Origin of the sequence: Streptomyces sp. NPDC059957 (assembly GCF_042730015.1) — a bacterium.
Taxonomy (GTDB): Bacteria; Actinomycetota; Actinomycetes; order Streptomycetales; family Streptomycetaceae; genus Streptomyces.
Genome location: NZ_JBHWMB010000008.1, coordinates 14006 through 28628, shown reverse-complemented (window position 1 = coordinate 28628; position 14623 = coordinate 14006). Strand labels below are relative to the sequence as shown.

General features: G+C 71.2%; 8 protein-coding genes. 4 read left to right on the top strand and 4 right to left on the bottom strand.

Annotated elements, in window-relative coordinates; translation table 11 throughout:
• Window positions 1–153: 153 nt before the first annotated feature.
• From ACFWBW_RS07745 to ACFWBW_RS07735, 3 genes are all read right to left on the bottom strand, one after another.
• Entirely contained in the window at window positions 154–2538 is a 2385-nt protein-coding gene (locus ACFWBW_RS07745; protein ID WP_385369399.1) for a proprotein convertase P-domain-containing protein, read from the bottom strand.
• Window positions 2539–2747: 209 nt separating this feature from the next.
• Window positions 2748–3140, bottom strand: a complete 393-nt coding sequence (locus ACFWBW_RS07740) for a phospholipase A2 (protein ID WP_385369397.1) — start codon at window positions 3138–3140, stop codon at window positions 2748–2750.
• Between the two features lie 195 nt (window positions 3141–3335).
• The gene (locus ACFWBW_RS07735) at window positions 3336–4349 is read right to left on the bottom strand and encodes a hypothetical protein (protein WP_385369595.1); all 1014 of its coding nucleotides are present in this window, start codon (window positions 4347–4349) and stop codon (window positions 3336–3338) included.
• Window positions 4350–4723: 374 nt separating this feature from the next.
• Here ACFWBW_RS07735 and ACFWBW_RS07730 point away from each other — a divergent pair, with 374 nt between their 5' ends.
• On the top strand, window positions 4724–6691 hold the full coding sequence (locus ACFWBW_RS07730; RefSeq protein WP_385369395.1) for an FAD-dependent oxidoreductase: 1968 nt from the start codon (window positions 4724–4726) through the stop codon (window positions 6689–6691).
• Between the two features lie 45 nt (window positions 6692–6736).
• Here the strand turns inward: ACFWBW_RS07730 and ACFWBW_RS07725 are convergent, their stop codons facing one another.
• The gene (locus ACFWBW_RS07725) at window positions 6737–8704 is read right to left on the bottom strand and encodes an NAD-binding lipoprotein (RefSeq protein WP_385369393.1); all 1968 of its coding nucleotides are present in this window, start codon (window positions 8702–8704) and stop codon (window positions 6737–6739) included.
• A 259-nt stretch (window positions 8705–8963) separates the two neighbouring features.
• Here ACFWBW_RS07725 and ACFWBW_RS07720 point away from each other — a divergent pair, with 259 nt between their 5' ends.
• The 3 genes from ACFWBW_RS07720 to ACFWBW_RS07710 are packed head-to-tail and all read left to right on the top strand — an operon-like array spanning window position 8964 to window position 14622.
• A complete protein-coding gene (locus ACFWBW_RS07720) occupies window positions 8964–9371 on the top strand; it encodes a hypothetical protein (protein WP_385369391.1) in 408 nt (135 codons plus the stop codon).
• Entirely contained in the window at window positions 9371–9934 is a 564-nt protein-coding gene (locus ACFWBW_RS07715; protein ID WP_385369389.1) for a hypothetical protein, read from the top strand. The genes ACFWBW_RS07720 and ACFWBW_RS07715 overlap by 1 nt, the downstream gene beginning before the upstream one ends.
• The gene (locus tag ACFWBW_RS07710) at window positions 9934–14622 is read left to right on the top strand and encodes a putative T7SS-secreted protein (RefSeq protein WP_385369387.1); all 4689 of its coding nucleotides are present in this window, start codon (window positions 9934–9936) and stop codon (window positions 14620–14622) included. Before ACFWBW_RS07715 ends, ACFWBW_RS07710 begins: the two co-directional genes overlap by 1 nt.
• Window position 14623 lies beyond the last annotated feature (1 nt).

Here is a 14623-nt window from a genome sequence, read left to right as displayed (position 1 = left end):
GGGGGGGAGGGGGTTCAACCTCTCGGTGGGACGTCCACCCCCCCCCTCTTCCCCCCCCCCCCTTCCCCTCCTTCCCCCGCTGGAGAAAGGGGCGCGCCCCCGGGGGGGGGAAACGGGGTACCCCGCTTTCGGGGGTGGTTCGGGGTGGACCGGTCAGAACTTCAGGGTCCAGTGGTCGAGCGTCCCGGAGGAGCCGGCCGAGATGTCCTCGACCCGGAGCTTCCACACCCCGCCGGCCGGGGAGGCGGAGGCGTCCACCGTGTAGACCTGCTGGATCACGCCGTCGCCCTCGTCCTCCACGGAGTCCTTGACCAGGTACACCTTGCCGTCCGGGGCGACCAGGTGGACGTCCAGGTCACCGCGCCAGGTGTGGGTGGCGTGCAGGTACACCTGGAGGTTCTTCGGCGCGTTGCCCGTGATGCCGGTGACGGTGACCGGGACCTCGATGGTGCCCGGGTCGGGAACCGAGTGCGGTGTCTGCACCTCGTACGCGGGGAACGTCATCGACCAGGCGTTGAGGGTGCCGACGGAGCCGGTGTACGGGTCGGAGACCTTCAGCGTCCACGTGCCGTCGGCGGGCGAGGCGGAGGCGTCCACCCGGTAGGTCTCGCGGAGCACCCCGCCGTTCTCGGTGGCGGTGGTGGAGGTCGAACGCAGCGGGTAGGTCCGGCCGTCCGGGGAGAGCAGGTCGATCCGGACGTCGCCGCGCCACTCGTGGGTGACGTCCACGGCGACCTGGAGGGCGGCCGGGGCCTTGCCGCCGATGCCGGCCACCGTGAGGGCGGAGGCGACCGAGCCGCCGTCCGGGACGCTGAGGTTGCCGGTCATGGCGAAGGGGGTGGGGAAGTTCAGCGACCAGCCGAGGAGGGTGCCCTGGGAGCCGGCCGAGGTGTCCTGGACCTGCAGCTTCCAGGTGCCGGAGGCGGGGGAGGCGGAGGCGTCGACGGTGAAGCCGCCGAGTGCGCCGGCCCCCTCGGTGCCGGAGGCGGACTTCAGGCGGTACAGCTTCCCGTCGGGGGCCACCAGGTCGATCTTGAGGTCACCGCGCCAGGGGTGGGTGCCCTCCAGCTCGACCCGGAGCGCCTTGGGCGCGTTGCCGGGCACCCCGGTGACGGTCAGCGGGGCCTCCACGGTGCCCGGGTCCGGGATGGGGCGGTCGGTGTCGTCGAAGACCTGGGAGGGACGCGGCCGGGCGGCCGGCTCCGGCTCGGGGGCGGTCGTGCCGACGACGGCCTTGCCGAGGTCGATCCGGGGGGTGACGGCTCCGGTGTACGTGATCGGCGTTCCGGTGGTGCCCAGCTTCGCCACCAGGTTCGCGATGCTCTCCGCCGGGTACTTCTGACGCAGCGCCGCCAGGGCTCCCGCCACGTGCGGGGCCGCCATCGAGGTGCCGCTCTTCGCCGCGTAGCCGCCGCCCGGGACCGAGGACACCACGGCCGCGCCGGGTGCCATCACGTCCAGGAGCGGGCCGCGGTTGCTGAACGAGGCCACCTGGTCGTCGTTGGTCGTCGCGCCGACCGTCACCGCCGACGGGATGCAGCCGGGGGCGTTGACCGCGTCGCCGTACCCGTTGTTGCCGGCGGCGACCACGGTCGCCACGCCCACCGAGTACAGGCTGTCGATCACGGACTTGCGGGGGTCGGTGGCGCAGGCCGAGGTCCAACGGCCGGCGCCCAGCGACATGTTGGCCGCGATGATGTCCGTGCCGGACTGCTTCAGCGCGTACACCTTCTCCAGCGCCTTGATCTGCGAGCTGGTGAAGCTCAGCACGCAGGGGCTGTTGCCCGCGCCGCAGTAGTCGTCGGAGTCGAAGCGCGAGAACACCTGCATCGCCACGATGTTCGCGCCCGGGGCCACCCCGCGCTTGGGGGCGCCGCTCAGGCCGGTCCCGTTGCCGGCGGCTATGCCCGCCACGTGGGTGCCGTGCGAGCAGGCCGCGCCCAGTTCGGCGCAGCTCCCGGTGTCGGCGTCGGCGCTGCCGGCGCCCTCCTGGGAGGCCTCGCCGTTCGGGCAGAGGCTGGTCGCGCCGTAGCTCTCGTCGTTCACCGAGAAGCAGGCCTCGGCCGTCACCCGGCCGCTCAGGAAGGGGTGGTTCTTCGCGACACCGGTGTCGATCACCGCGACCGCGGTGCCCGCCCCGGTGGCGCCGGCGGCGAACGCCTTGTCCGCGCCCATCCGGACCGTCGATCCGTCCAGCATCGGGGGGACCGGGACGTCCTCCGTCACGCTCACCACGTCAGGGTTGGAGCGGAGTTCGGTGAGCCCCGCCTGGTCCACCGTGAGGGTGACCATCGGCACCCGGTCGTACGCCACCTCCGTCTCGCCCGCCGCGGCGGCCGTGGCCACGTCGGAGCGGGTCTGGGTCACCACGTTCACCCGGACCGTGCCGCCGCCCTCGGTCCCGGTCTCCAGCGCCGGGTCCACCGGGACCTCGTCGGCGGCCGCCGACGGCGCCCCGACCAGGGGCACCAGGCCGGCCGGCAGTGCACCGAGCAGCAGGCCCGCGGCCATCGCGACGGCCACAGCAGATCTCTTCACGACAGGCTCCAGGGAGTAGGCACCGAGCGGGCGGTGCCGCGGCGGCAGAACAAGGGGGGGGGAGGGGTGATCGACTTGCTTGTGTGGCCCGCGAGTTCAGGGCCGGAAGTTCAAGGGGGGCCGGGAGGCGTGTGCTCGGGCCCCGGGGCGGGGACGGGGCAGCGGCGTCGGTTGCCGGGCTGCCCTGTCCCCTGCGATCGCGCTGCCCGTCAGGTGGCGTTGGCGCCGTTCTTCGGGTGGCCGCCGTAGAAGACCGCGGTGTAGTACGTGTACGCGGTGGACCGGCAGGCGCTCTTCCAGAAGTACGCCGGGCAGGTGTTGTAGTACAGGATGTTGTAGAACGCGACGTCGGTGGCGATGCCCTTGTTGCGGTCCAGGTAGTAGCGGTAGCCCTTGTAGCTGTTGCCGATGGTGCCGTAGCCGTAGTCGTGCGAGTCACAGGCGGCACGGAAGTCCCAGCCCATGGGCTTGTCGGCGCCGCCGGTGCAGTGGTCGTTCGAGACGCCCCTGATCTTGGCGCCGGTCGGGGTGGTGCGCCAGCTCGGGTTGCGCCAGCCGTAGTGGGCGACCTTCGTCGAGCAGCCGCTGTACTGGTACCACATCCAAGACTCGGGCCGGGAGCAGTAGCTCGGGTAGGCCTGGGCGGAGGTGATCTCGCCGCCGGTGAAGTCCTCGGCGGCCGGGGGGGAGCCGCGCCGCGTCTCCCCTCCTGGGGGGCCCCTGACAGCGCCGTCTTGCTCTGGTCTAGCCCCCGTGGTCCCCCCCCCCCCCATGGCGGGCACGTCCCCCGAGTGGATCTACCCCCAGGCCGCGCCGTCCTCGGCGGAGGCGGCGACCACCCGGTCCGAAGCGTCGTAGCTGTAGGTGTTGAGCTGGCTGCCGGCCGCCGGGTCCTCGACCTTGCGGAGCAGGCCGGAGCCGTCGTACGCGTAGCGGGCCAGGGTCTGCACGGTCTGGCCGACGGTGACGGTGATGTCCTTGACCTGGCCCGCGACATCGCCGAGGGTCTGGCCGGAGGCGGTGGTGGCCGCCGCGTAGTTGACCTTGACGGTCTGCGCGGGGACGTCGGCGCGCGCCGGGTCCTTGACGGTCGAGACGCGTCCGGTGCTGTCGTAGGTGACCGTCGTCTGCTTGAAGGCGGCGTTGCCGACCGCCGTCACCCGCCAGGTGTCGCCGCTGCCGCCGACCTGCTTCCAGGTGTAGGACGGCTTGAGGGAGGCGGCCGGGACCGGGTTGCCGGAGGAGTCCAGCGGCACGTCGTCACCGGAGGCGATCCGGGTGAGGTCGATGTTGAGCGTCTCGGTGACCGTGGTCTTCAGCACGCCCGCGAGGTCGTCCCACTGGACGTTCTCCACCAGCGTGGAACCGTCCGGCGCCTTGTAGGTGTTGATGCTGCCGCCGTTGGCGCCGGCCACCGAGTCGGTCAGGTCGTAGCGGACGGACTCGGCGGTGTCCAGGTCGGTGGTGGTGATCGAACCGGAGCCGGGGACCAGCTTGCGGTTCAGCTGGCCGCCGACGAACTCGGCCTCCCAGCTCGGACCGAACACCCCGAGGTCGGCGCGGGCGGCCGGGGCGTCCTGGGCCTGGGCGACGCCCGCCCCGCTCCCGTCCACCGTGTGGGTACGGCTCATCAGGCCGTACGACACGTCGTTCTCGGATATCTGGAAGCTGTCGTCGGCCGACTGGTACATGCCCGGGCCGATCAGCTGGGTCTCACCGGCCTCCAGGGCCGGGGAGGGGACGTCCTCGGCAACGGCCGACTGCGGGAGCAGCAGGGCCATTGACATGGCCGCCACTGCGGGAAGCGCCATTCTGCGCACGTTCGGTTCCTTCGGGTCACCGGCGGCACGCGGTGCAGACCTTCGCGGCCGGCCCCTGTCTCGCCTGTTCGAACCGGTCGTTCTCGGCCGGCAACGAGAAACCTAGGAACTCGCCCCTTCGATCCGTTATGCCTCCGCCATCGCCCACCCCGATACCTGTCCGATGGCACCCGGTTGTCCGTACGGTGACACCGTCGGCATGCGGCCGGACCGCCTGGCGGACGCCATGGCCGACGGCCCCAAGGGTGCTCGTACGAAAGCCAGTTCGTCAGCGCGGAGCGGAGCGCTTCGCACGTCCGGGTGGTCCTTGCCCGCGCGGGCGCATTCTGGTCCTTCCGACCCCGGCGGGCGGCAAGAGTTGGCTCATGATCATGGATCCCGATGCCAACTCCCAAACCCCCGAAGCTTCCGTAGCCTCCGGCGAGCCCGCACCGGCGCCCTCCCGCCGGCCCTCCCGCCGAACCGTCATCGCGGGCGCGGCCGCCGTCGCGGCGGCCGGCGGGTTGACGGTGGCCGTCACCTCCGCCGAGACCTCGCAGGCCGTCCCCGGCACGGCGGTCGCCGACTGGGACACCTGCCTGACGATCGCCCGGGCCATCCTCGTACGGGACGACGAGGACCAGCCGCTCGTACCGCGCTACGCCGACATCCTGCTGAAGAACGGCCTGCCCCGCTCGCGCCGCCCCGGCAAGAAGGTGCTGATCGTCGGCGCCGGGCCGGCCGGTCTCACCGCCGCGCATCTCCTGCGCGAGGCGGGCCACAAGGTCACCGTCATCGAGGCCAACGCCAACCGGGTGGGCGGCCGGATCAAGACCTTCCGCACCGGCGGCCACGAGAAGGCCGCCCAGCCCTTCGCCGACCCCAAGCAGTACGCCGAGGCCGGCGCGATGCGCATCCCCGACAGCCACCCGCTGGTCACCGGACTGATGGACGGTCTCGGTCTCAAGCGCAGGCGCTTCCACCTGGTCGACGTCGACGCGGCCGGCCGTCCCGCCTACCGGACGTGGATCCACGTCAACGGCATCCGCGTCCGCCGCGCCGACTACGCGCGCGCCCCGCAGGCGCTCAATCGTTCCTTCGGAGTCCCGCAGGCGTACGAGTCCGTGCCCGCCTCGCAGATCGTCCGCGCGGCCTTCGCCCCCGTACGGGGGGAGATCGAGGGCAAGAAGGACAAGGAACTCGTCGAGGGCTGGGCGCGCGTCATTCAGCGCTACGGGCACATGTCGATGTACCGCTTCCTGACGGAGGAGGCGGGGCTCGACGAGCGGACCATCGATCTGATCGGCACCGTCGAGAACCTCACCTCCCGCCTGCACCTCGCCTTCGTGCACAGCTTCATCGGCGCCTCGCTGATCAGCCCCGACACCGCCTTCTACGAACTGCCCGACGGCACCGCCACCCTGGCCGACGCGATGTACGCGCGCGTCAAGGACCTCGTACGCCTCGACCGCCGGGCGACCCGCATCGTCCACGGCGAAGGCAAGGTCACGGTCGAGACCGTCTCCGAGGGCCGCGGCGGCAGCCCCGTGCGGCGCGAGACCTTCACCGCCGACACGGCCATCATCACGGTCCCCTTCTCGGGGCTGCGCCACATCCCCGTCACCCCGGCCCTCTCGTACGGCAAGCGGCGCGCGGTCACCGAGCTGCACTACGACGCGGCCACCAAGGTGCTGCTCGAATTCAGCCGCCGCTGGTGGGAGTTCGACGAGGCCGACTGGAAGCGCGAGCTGGAGGCCGTACAGCCCGGCCTCTACCGCAAGTACCAGACCGGGCAGAGCCCGGCGAACGGAAGCCTGCTGGGCGCCCACTCCTCCGTACCCGAGGGCCACATCTCCGCGGGCCAGCGCTCCCACTACGCCGCCAGCCGCGTGGTCACCCGCGATCAGCCCGAGGCCGCCCGCGTCGTCGGCGGCGGCTCGGTGACCGACAACCCCAACCGCTTCATGTTCCAGCCCTCCTACCCCGTCGAAGGCAGCGCCGGCGGTGTCGTCCTCGCCTCCTACAGCTGGTCGGACGACGCCCTGAAGTGGGACTCCCTGGACGACGAGGAGCGCTACCCGCGCGCCCTCGCCGGGGTCCAGGAGGTGTTCGGGCAGCGCGTCGAGGTGTTCTACACCGGCGTCGGCCGCACCCAGTCCTGGATGCGCGACCCGTACGCGTACGGCGAGGCGTCCGTACTGCTGCCCGGCCAGCACACCGAGCTCTTCCCCCATGTCCGCAGGGCCGAGGGCAACCTGCACTTCGCCGGATGCCACACCTCCATCAAGCCCGCGTGGATCGAGGGAGCCCTGGAATCCGCGGTGCGGACCGCCCTGGAAGTGCACACGGCGTAGCGGCGGCCCCGACGGCTGGCGGCGTCGGCTGCCGGCCGTCGGGTGTCAGCTCTCGGCGAGCACGATCAGCCAGTCCTCCTCGCAGAAGCGGACGCGCCCGCGCTTGTCGGGGTTGATCCGCACCCCGTAGTCGGGGCCCGTGGCGCTCCGCGCCCGCAGCCGGTAGCCCACCGCGCACTCCCCGCGCCGCCGCGCGGCCTCGACGGCGGTGGCGAACGAGACCTCATGACCGGCCCGGACGTAGTCCGTGGCCGGCTTGAGGTGGAACTCGTGGCCCTCCGCGTCGAAGAGCTCCTCGAAGACCGCGGCGAGGTAAGGGCTCTCGGAGATCTGGGTCATCAGCAGACTGATCAGCCTGCCGCTCACGATGAAGTCGGCGCCGTCCTGTGCCGGTGCGAGGAGCCGGTTGCCGTCGTCGGACATCTCGGTGGTGAGGGCGATGTCGCGCCGCGCGTTCTCCATGATGGCCCGCAGGTGCAGCAGGGTGACCAGCGTCCTGTCGTCCGCCCGCGCCTGCGGATCCGTCACCGGAGCGAGGGAGGCCAAGGGCGCGTCCACGTCCTCGGGCTCCGTCTCACCGATCACGATCACGCCGTCGTACGAGGTCACGTCCAGCTTGGCCAGGGTGAGCGGATCGGTGATGTCCCCGTCGTGGAAGGAGACTTCGAGGCGGGACCGCGCGGCCGTGACGCCCCGGGCGCCGCCGCCCGCGGCCGCGTGCACGCCGAGCGCCACGACGTCCAGGGTGGTTCCCGGGCCCACGTACTGGTCGAGCTGCTCGATGACGAGCGGAGCGCGGCGGTTCCAGCCGAGCAGGAGGAGGCGCTCGGCCCGTGCCGTCGCGGGTGTGGCCGTCACGATCGCGCCGTCCTCGACACGGTCGGCCACGTCCGCCCGTACGGCCGTGTCGTCGTCCCGGGAGATGACGATGATCCGGTCGGCCGGGCCCATCGTCGCCCCCGGGTCCGGATTGAGGGTCACGCCCCCGTCGCCGTGCAGCAGGCCGACCGGGGAGGAGGTGGCGAAGGACAGCAGTGCCTCGCCGAACGTGCGCCCCACGAGGTCCCCGGGGGCCACCGGGTAGAACTCGTCGCCGTCGAAGTCCAGCAACTCCGAGTAGACCAGCGAGAGGCCGGGCTGCCGGGCCGTCGAGACGAGGAGCCGGGCGACGATGTCGTCCACGCACAGGACGTGGCCCGAGGGCCCGGCGGCCAGCTCGGCGGTCAGGTGGTTGCGGGAGTCACGGACGGCGGCGACCACCACCGCTCCTCCCTCCGTCCCTCCCTGCGCCTCGGCCTCCGCCGGGCCGTGGACGGCCGCGTCGAGGGCCAGCAGCGTCTTCACCACGTGGGCGTCACCGGTGTCCCCGGTGGGGGGCAGCACCAGCACGGCCCGCGCCGTGCGCGGACTCACCCGGCGCAGCTCGGCCGGGTCGGTGGTGCTCCCGTTGCGGCAGATGATCCGCGTCCTGCCGCTGTCGCCGACGCGGGCGGAGATCTCCTCCTCCATCCACACCTTGTCCTGCGGGGCGAGCACGGCGATGGCGGAGCGACGCTGGTTCGCGTTGGCGGCCACCAGCTCACCGATCACCGGGAACACCTGGTCCGACCAGCCCAGTACGACGGTGTGCCGGGTCTCCAGCACGGTGGAGTGACCTCGGCGCAGCAACATGATGCGCCGGTTGATGCCCGTGGTGATCAGACTGACCAGGGTCGACACGAAGAGCAGCGCCACGAGCGCGAGCGACACGGAGGCCAGCACGTACAGCGGGGAGCCGACCGCACCCCCGATCTTCAGGGTCTGTCCGACGCTGACCCACACGGCGGTGAGCCGGCCGGAGAGCGTGGCCGGGGCGGCCCGGTCGGACCAGACGAGTACGGCGCTGGCCGGAACGACGACGGCGAGGCAGGCCAGGGTGAGCCAGCCGATGAGCGGGGTCGTTCCGCCCGAGAGCAGATGGTCGAAGCGGTACCGGAGACGGAGCCGGAGTGACGTCGTGTGCTGCTGCGCCACACAAGCTCCTGTACATGGGTCGACGTGCCGATCGGAGCGGCCGCAGACCGCCAGGAGTCACCCTAGGCAGAAGTTCGCCTGCGCCCCCGTGATCCCCGCCGACCTCACTCAGAGGTATGAACGCACCCTGTGCACCGCAGCCGTCAAGGCTCCCGTCGACCACGCCTGACACAGCTCTTCCGGGGCCTGAGGGAACCGGTGGGGTTCCCGATAGCGTGTTCCCTCAGGACGCTGGCCGGCGCTGGAGGGGATGCAGCCCATGGAACTGACCGTAGAGATCGCCGCTATGCGGGACGGGCTGGGTGATCCAGGCCGCCTGGTGGGCGAATTCCGGCGTACTGCCCTGCTGGTTCCGTTGGCAGATGGCCCTGACGGCGGTCTGATGTCGGCGATGTCGGGCGGTATTCGCTGGATCTACGCGTTCACCGACGAGGAGGCCTTGGCCCGGTTCGCGCAGGCGCGGGGTGAGGCGGAGGCCGGCCGGGAGTGGGAGTTCCTCTCGGTGCTGGGTGCGCGGCTGGTGGATGCGGTGGTTCCGTTGGCGGACGGCCCCGCGGGTGTCGTCGTGAACGCGGCGGATGCGGACGGGTCGATGTTCTTCCCGCCGGTGGCGGGGATCGTCCCGGATGCGAATGCCGTGGACCTGGTGGTCGGGGAGGTGGCCTGATGGCGGGGAACGGGGACCTGGAGGTCTCGCCGGCAGCGGTCAAGAACATTCAGGACGGTCTGCGGGCGGCGATCGGGGAGCTGCGGGAGTCCGGGGACGCGGCCGGTGCCTCGATGGGTGCGGGTTTCGAGAATCTGGCGATGACGGGGATGGAAACCGGGCACGCGGGTGTGGCCACCGATTTCGAGGATTTCTGCGAGCGCTGGGAGTGGGGTGTGCGGAGCCTGGTGCAGAACGCGAGCACCCTCGCGCAGTCGTTGGGGATCGCGGCGGGCACGGTGTGGGAGGAGGAGCAGTACCTCCACGGCACGTTCCGGGTCGTCGCCAACGCCGCGTACGGCAATCCGCACGCCGACGAGGACGAGATCGAGAAGAAGCCGTGGGGGGAGATCTTCTCCGCGGACGTCTACAAGCCCGATTACAGTCCGGAGTCCTTCCAGAAGAGTGCCGAGGAAATGAAGCAGACCTGGTCGGACACGGGGGACACGCTGACATCCAGCGGGAAGATCGGTTCGCTGAAGGACCTGCTGGAACAGGCCAAGCGTGACGGGGGCGGTCGCTGATGGGCTGGCGGGATTTCGTACCGGACGTCATCGAGGACGGTGTCGAGAAGGGTGCGGAGAAGGTCGGTGACGCGGTCGAGTGGGCCGGCGACAAGACGGCCGACTTCGCCGAGGACGTCGGGCTGGACGGCGCGGGGGACTGGATCCGCGACAAGAGCCGCTCCGCCGCCAACCAACTCGGTGCGGATGTGGCGGAGCTGGAGCTCGGCCAGACCGAGGACCCGAACAAGCTGGTCTACGGCAGCGTGTCGAAGATACGCGCGCAGGTCTCCCACCTGAACGATTTCAAGGCGTCGTTCGACAAGGTCGGCAACGGGCTGAAGGGGATGGGGGAGCCGGACGGCCTGAAGGGCAAGGCCGCGGATTCGTTCAGGGAGTCGGTGGCGAAGGAGCCGCCGCGCTGGTTCAAGGCGGCGGAGGCGTTCGGGAAGGCCGCCGACGCGATGGGCCGGTTCGCGGAGACCGTGGAGTGGGCGCAGGGGCAGGCCAAGGAGGCGCTGGAGGAGTACAACCGGGCGAAGAAGGTTTCCACCGAGGCCCGCGGCGCGCACAACAAGCTGGTCGACACCTACAACAACGCGCTGAAGGCGAAGCAGGACCCGCTGCCGCCCCGGCCTTCGGAGAACTTCACCGATCCGGGGACCGCGATCGCGACGGCCGCTCAGGACAAGCTGGACACGGCCCGCAAACAGCGCAACGACGTCGCGGAGACGGTTCGTACGGCGGTGCGGGCGGCGCGGGACGCGGCTCCGCCGAAGCCCTCGTACGCCAAGCAGCTCGGCGACGGAATGGACTACCTGGACCTCGCCAAGACGCACCTGACGGGCGGTGTCATCAAGGGCACGGCCGGGATCGTGAACTTCGCACGGGCGCTGAACCCGATGGATCCGTACAACCTGACGCACCCGGCCGAGTACGTCACGAACCTGAACTTGACGGCGGCGGGTCTGGTCACGATGGCCAACGACCCGCTCGGTGCGGGCAAGAAGATGCTCGACGAGTTCATGAAGGACCCCTCCGAGGGCATCGGCAAGCTGATCCCGGAACTCGTCGGCTCCAAGGGCCTGGGCGGCCTGAAGAAGGTCGGCTCCGCCGCCAAACACGCCGACGACCTCAAGGGGCCCGGCCGCACCGGCCTGGACAAGGACGGACCCGACCAGCGGGACAAGCCGGACTGCGACAAGCGGTGCGACGGAACGGACCCGGTCGACCTCGCGACCGGCCGGATGTTCCTGCCGCAGACGGACATCGTGCTGCCGGGTACGCTGCCGCTGATCTTCACCCGTCGCGCGGAGTCCGGTTACACGGCGGGACGTTGGTTCGGACCGTCCTGGTCCTCCACCATCGACGAGCACCTGGAGATCGACCCCGAGGGCGTCGTCCTGGTCACCGCGGACGGCCTGGTCGTCGCGTACCCGCACCCCGCCCCAGGGGTACCGGTGTTCGCGACCAGCGGCCCCCGATGGCCGCTGGACCGCACGCCGGAGGGCGATTACACCGTCACCGACCCGGCCCTCGGCCGTACCCGGCTCTTCACCACCCTCACCGGTACCGAGGAGGACGGTGACAGCGATGGGTACGGGCGCGCGGTCATCGACCGCGTCGAGGACCGCAACGGCAACACGATCACCTTCGAGTACGACGCCGAGGGCACCCCTCTGGGCATCGCCCACAGCGGCGGCTACCACCTGCGCCTCGACACCACGGACGGCCGCGTCACCGGCCTCCACCTCACCGGCGGCCCGCGCGTCCTCGCGTACGGCTACACCGACGGCAACCTCACCGAGGTCACCAACTCCTCGGGCCTGCCGCTGCGCCTCGCCTACGACGAGCGCGGCCGCATCAGCTCCTGGACCGACACCAACGACCGCCGCTTCACCTACGCGTACGACGACCAGGACCGGTGCGTCGCCGAAGGAGGCACCGACGGGCAGCTGGCTCTCACCCTCGCCTACGACGCGGTCGACCCGGAGACGGGTCTGCGCGTCACCACGACCACCACGGGTGAGGGGCACGTCCGCCGCTACCTGATCGACGAAGCCCACCGTGTCGTCGCGTCGATCGACGCGCTCGGCGCCGTCACCCGCCACGCCTTCGATGAGCGGGGCCTGCCGGTCATGGAGACCGACGCGCTGGGCCGCGTCACCCGGCGCTCCTACGACGAGCGCGGTCTGCTCACGGCCCTGGAGCGTCCGGACGGGCGCGTGGGCAGGATGGAGTACGACGGCCTCGGCCTTCCGACGCGGGTGGTGAACCCCGACGGCCGGGTCTTCCGCCAGACCTACGACGAGCGGGGCAACCGTACGTCGATGACCTCGCCGACCGGCTCGACGACCGTGCTGGAGCACGACGAGCGGGGCTCCCTGGTGGCGCAGACGAACCCGCTGGGGGCCGTCGTCCGCATCGACGCCGATGCCGCGGGCCTGCCGTACCGGGTGACGGACCCGCTGGGCGCGGTCACCCTCTTCGAACGGGACGCCTTCGGCCGGGTCGTGCGCTTCACCGATCCGCTGGGCGCGGTCACCCGCATGGAGTGGACGGTGGAAGGCAAGCCTGCCCGCCGGATCGCCCCGGACGGGACCGAGGAGTCCTGGACCTACGACGGCGAGGGCAACTGCCTCACCCACACGGACGCCTCGGGTGGAACGACGGTGTACGAGTACACCGACTTCGACCTGATGTCGGCGCGGACCACCCCGGACGGGCTGCGGTACGAGTTCGGCTACGACGCCGAACTGCGCCCGGTCCGGGTGACGGGCCCGGACGGTGCCGCGTGGACGTACGCGTACGACGCCGCGGGCCGGCTGGTGTCGGAGACGGACTTCGACGGCCGGACCGTCGACTGCGCCTACGACGCTTCCGGGCAGCTCGCGTCCCGGACGCACGGCCCCGGCCAGGTGGTGGCCTTCGCGCGCAACGCGCTGGGGCAGGTGATCCGCAAGGAGACCCCGGACGGCGTCACGACGTACGAATACGACGCCTTCGACGAGCTGGCCGCGGCCACCACTCCCGACGGTTCCACGCTGGCCAGGCTGAGGGACCGGCACGGGCGGCTGCTCTCGGAGACGGTCGACGGCCGGACGCTCTCGTACGCCTACGACGAGCTCGGCAGGCGCGTGGGACGCACGACCCCCACCGGGGCGCGGAGCCTCTGGACGTTCACCGCCGACGGACGGCGCGGCGAACTGACCACGTCCGGACGGACCGTCGCCTTCGCGCGCGACGCGGCGGGCCGCGAGGTGAGCCGTACCGTCGGCTCGGCCCTCACCGTGGCCCAGCGGTTCGACGTCCGGGGGCGGGTGACCGGGCAGCACGTGGCCGGCGCGGACGGAGCCGTCCTGCAGCGCCGCGAGTACGGCTACCGGGACGACGGCTTCCTGACGGGCATCGAGGACGCCCTGAACGGCGACCGGTCCTTCACGCTCGACGCGCTCGGCCGGGTCACGGGGGTGGACGCGGACGGCTGGTCGGAGCGCTACGGCTACGACAGGACGGGCAACCAGTCCGCCGCCTCCTGGCCGGACGGACATCCGGGGGAAGAGGCGCGCGGCGCACGCGCGTACGCGGGAACCAGGATCACCCGGGCGGGGCGGGTGCGCTACGAGCACGACGAGCGGGGCCGGGTGGTCCTCCAGCAGCGGACCAGGCTGTCCCGCAAGCCGGACACCTGGCGCTACGAGTGGGACGCCGAGGACCGCCTCGCGGCCGTCGTGACCCCGGACGGCTCCCACTGGCGCTACCGGTACGACGCACTGGGCCGCCGCACGGCCAAACAGCGCCTCGCGCCGACCGGTGCCATGCCCGGTGCCGTCCCCGAGGGCGTCCCCGAGGTCGTGGAGGAAACCCTCTTCACCTGGGACGGGACGACGCTGTGCGAACAGACCGCGAGCGGCGGCGGCTCCGCAGCCCCGGCGGTGATCCTCACCTGGAACCACGACGGCCACTACCCGCTCACCCAGACGGAGCGCCTCGCGGACGCCTCGCAGGAGGTGGTGGACGAACGGTTCTTCGCGATCGTCACCGATCTGATCGGCACCCCGAAGGAGCTGGTCGGGGAGGACGGGAAGATCGCCTGGCGCAGCCGCTCGACGGTGTGGGGCGCCACCACGTGGAACCGCGACGCGACGGCGTACACGCCGCTGCGTTTCCCGGGCCAGTACTTCGACGCGGAATCAGGCCTGCACCACAACTACTTCCGCACGTACGACCCGGAAACGGCCCGCTATTTCTCCCCCGACCCGCTGGGCCTGCGCCCCGCGCCGAATCCGGTCGCCTATGTCGGCAATCCGTTCACCCGCTTCGACCTGCTGGGCCTCGCGCCGGATCCGGACTGCGAGGAGATCGACGCGCAGATCAAGAAGGCGCGGGAGAGCTGGACGAGCCCCGCGAGCCTGAGCCGGCACTACGGTGACCACGGCCGGGACCTGAACATCTACGACGAGGGCGACTACGCGATGGCGGCGGACGACCTGATGTCCGGTTCCAAGCCGCCCGGTGTCAGGGAGAAGGAATCCCTGATGGAGGGCAAGGTCTACCGGTGGGATCCGACGACCAACGAATTCGGAGTCAAGGATCTGAATACCGGTAAGATCATTACCTATTTCGACAGTTCCATCAAACGAGACGGTACGGCGACGGACGCCAATGCCAGGCGCTATTGGGACGATCGACCAGGACTGGAGCAGTGAC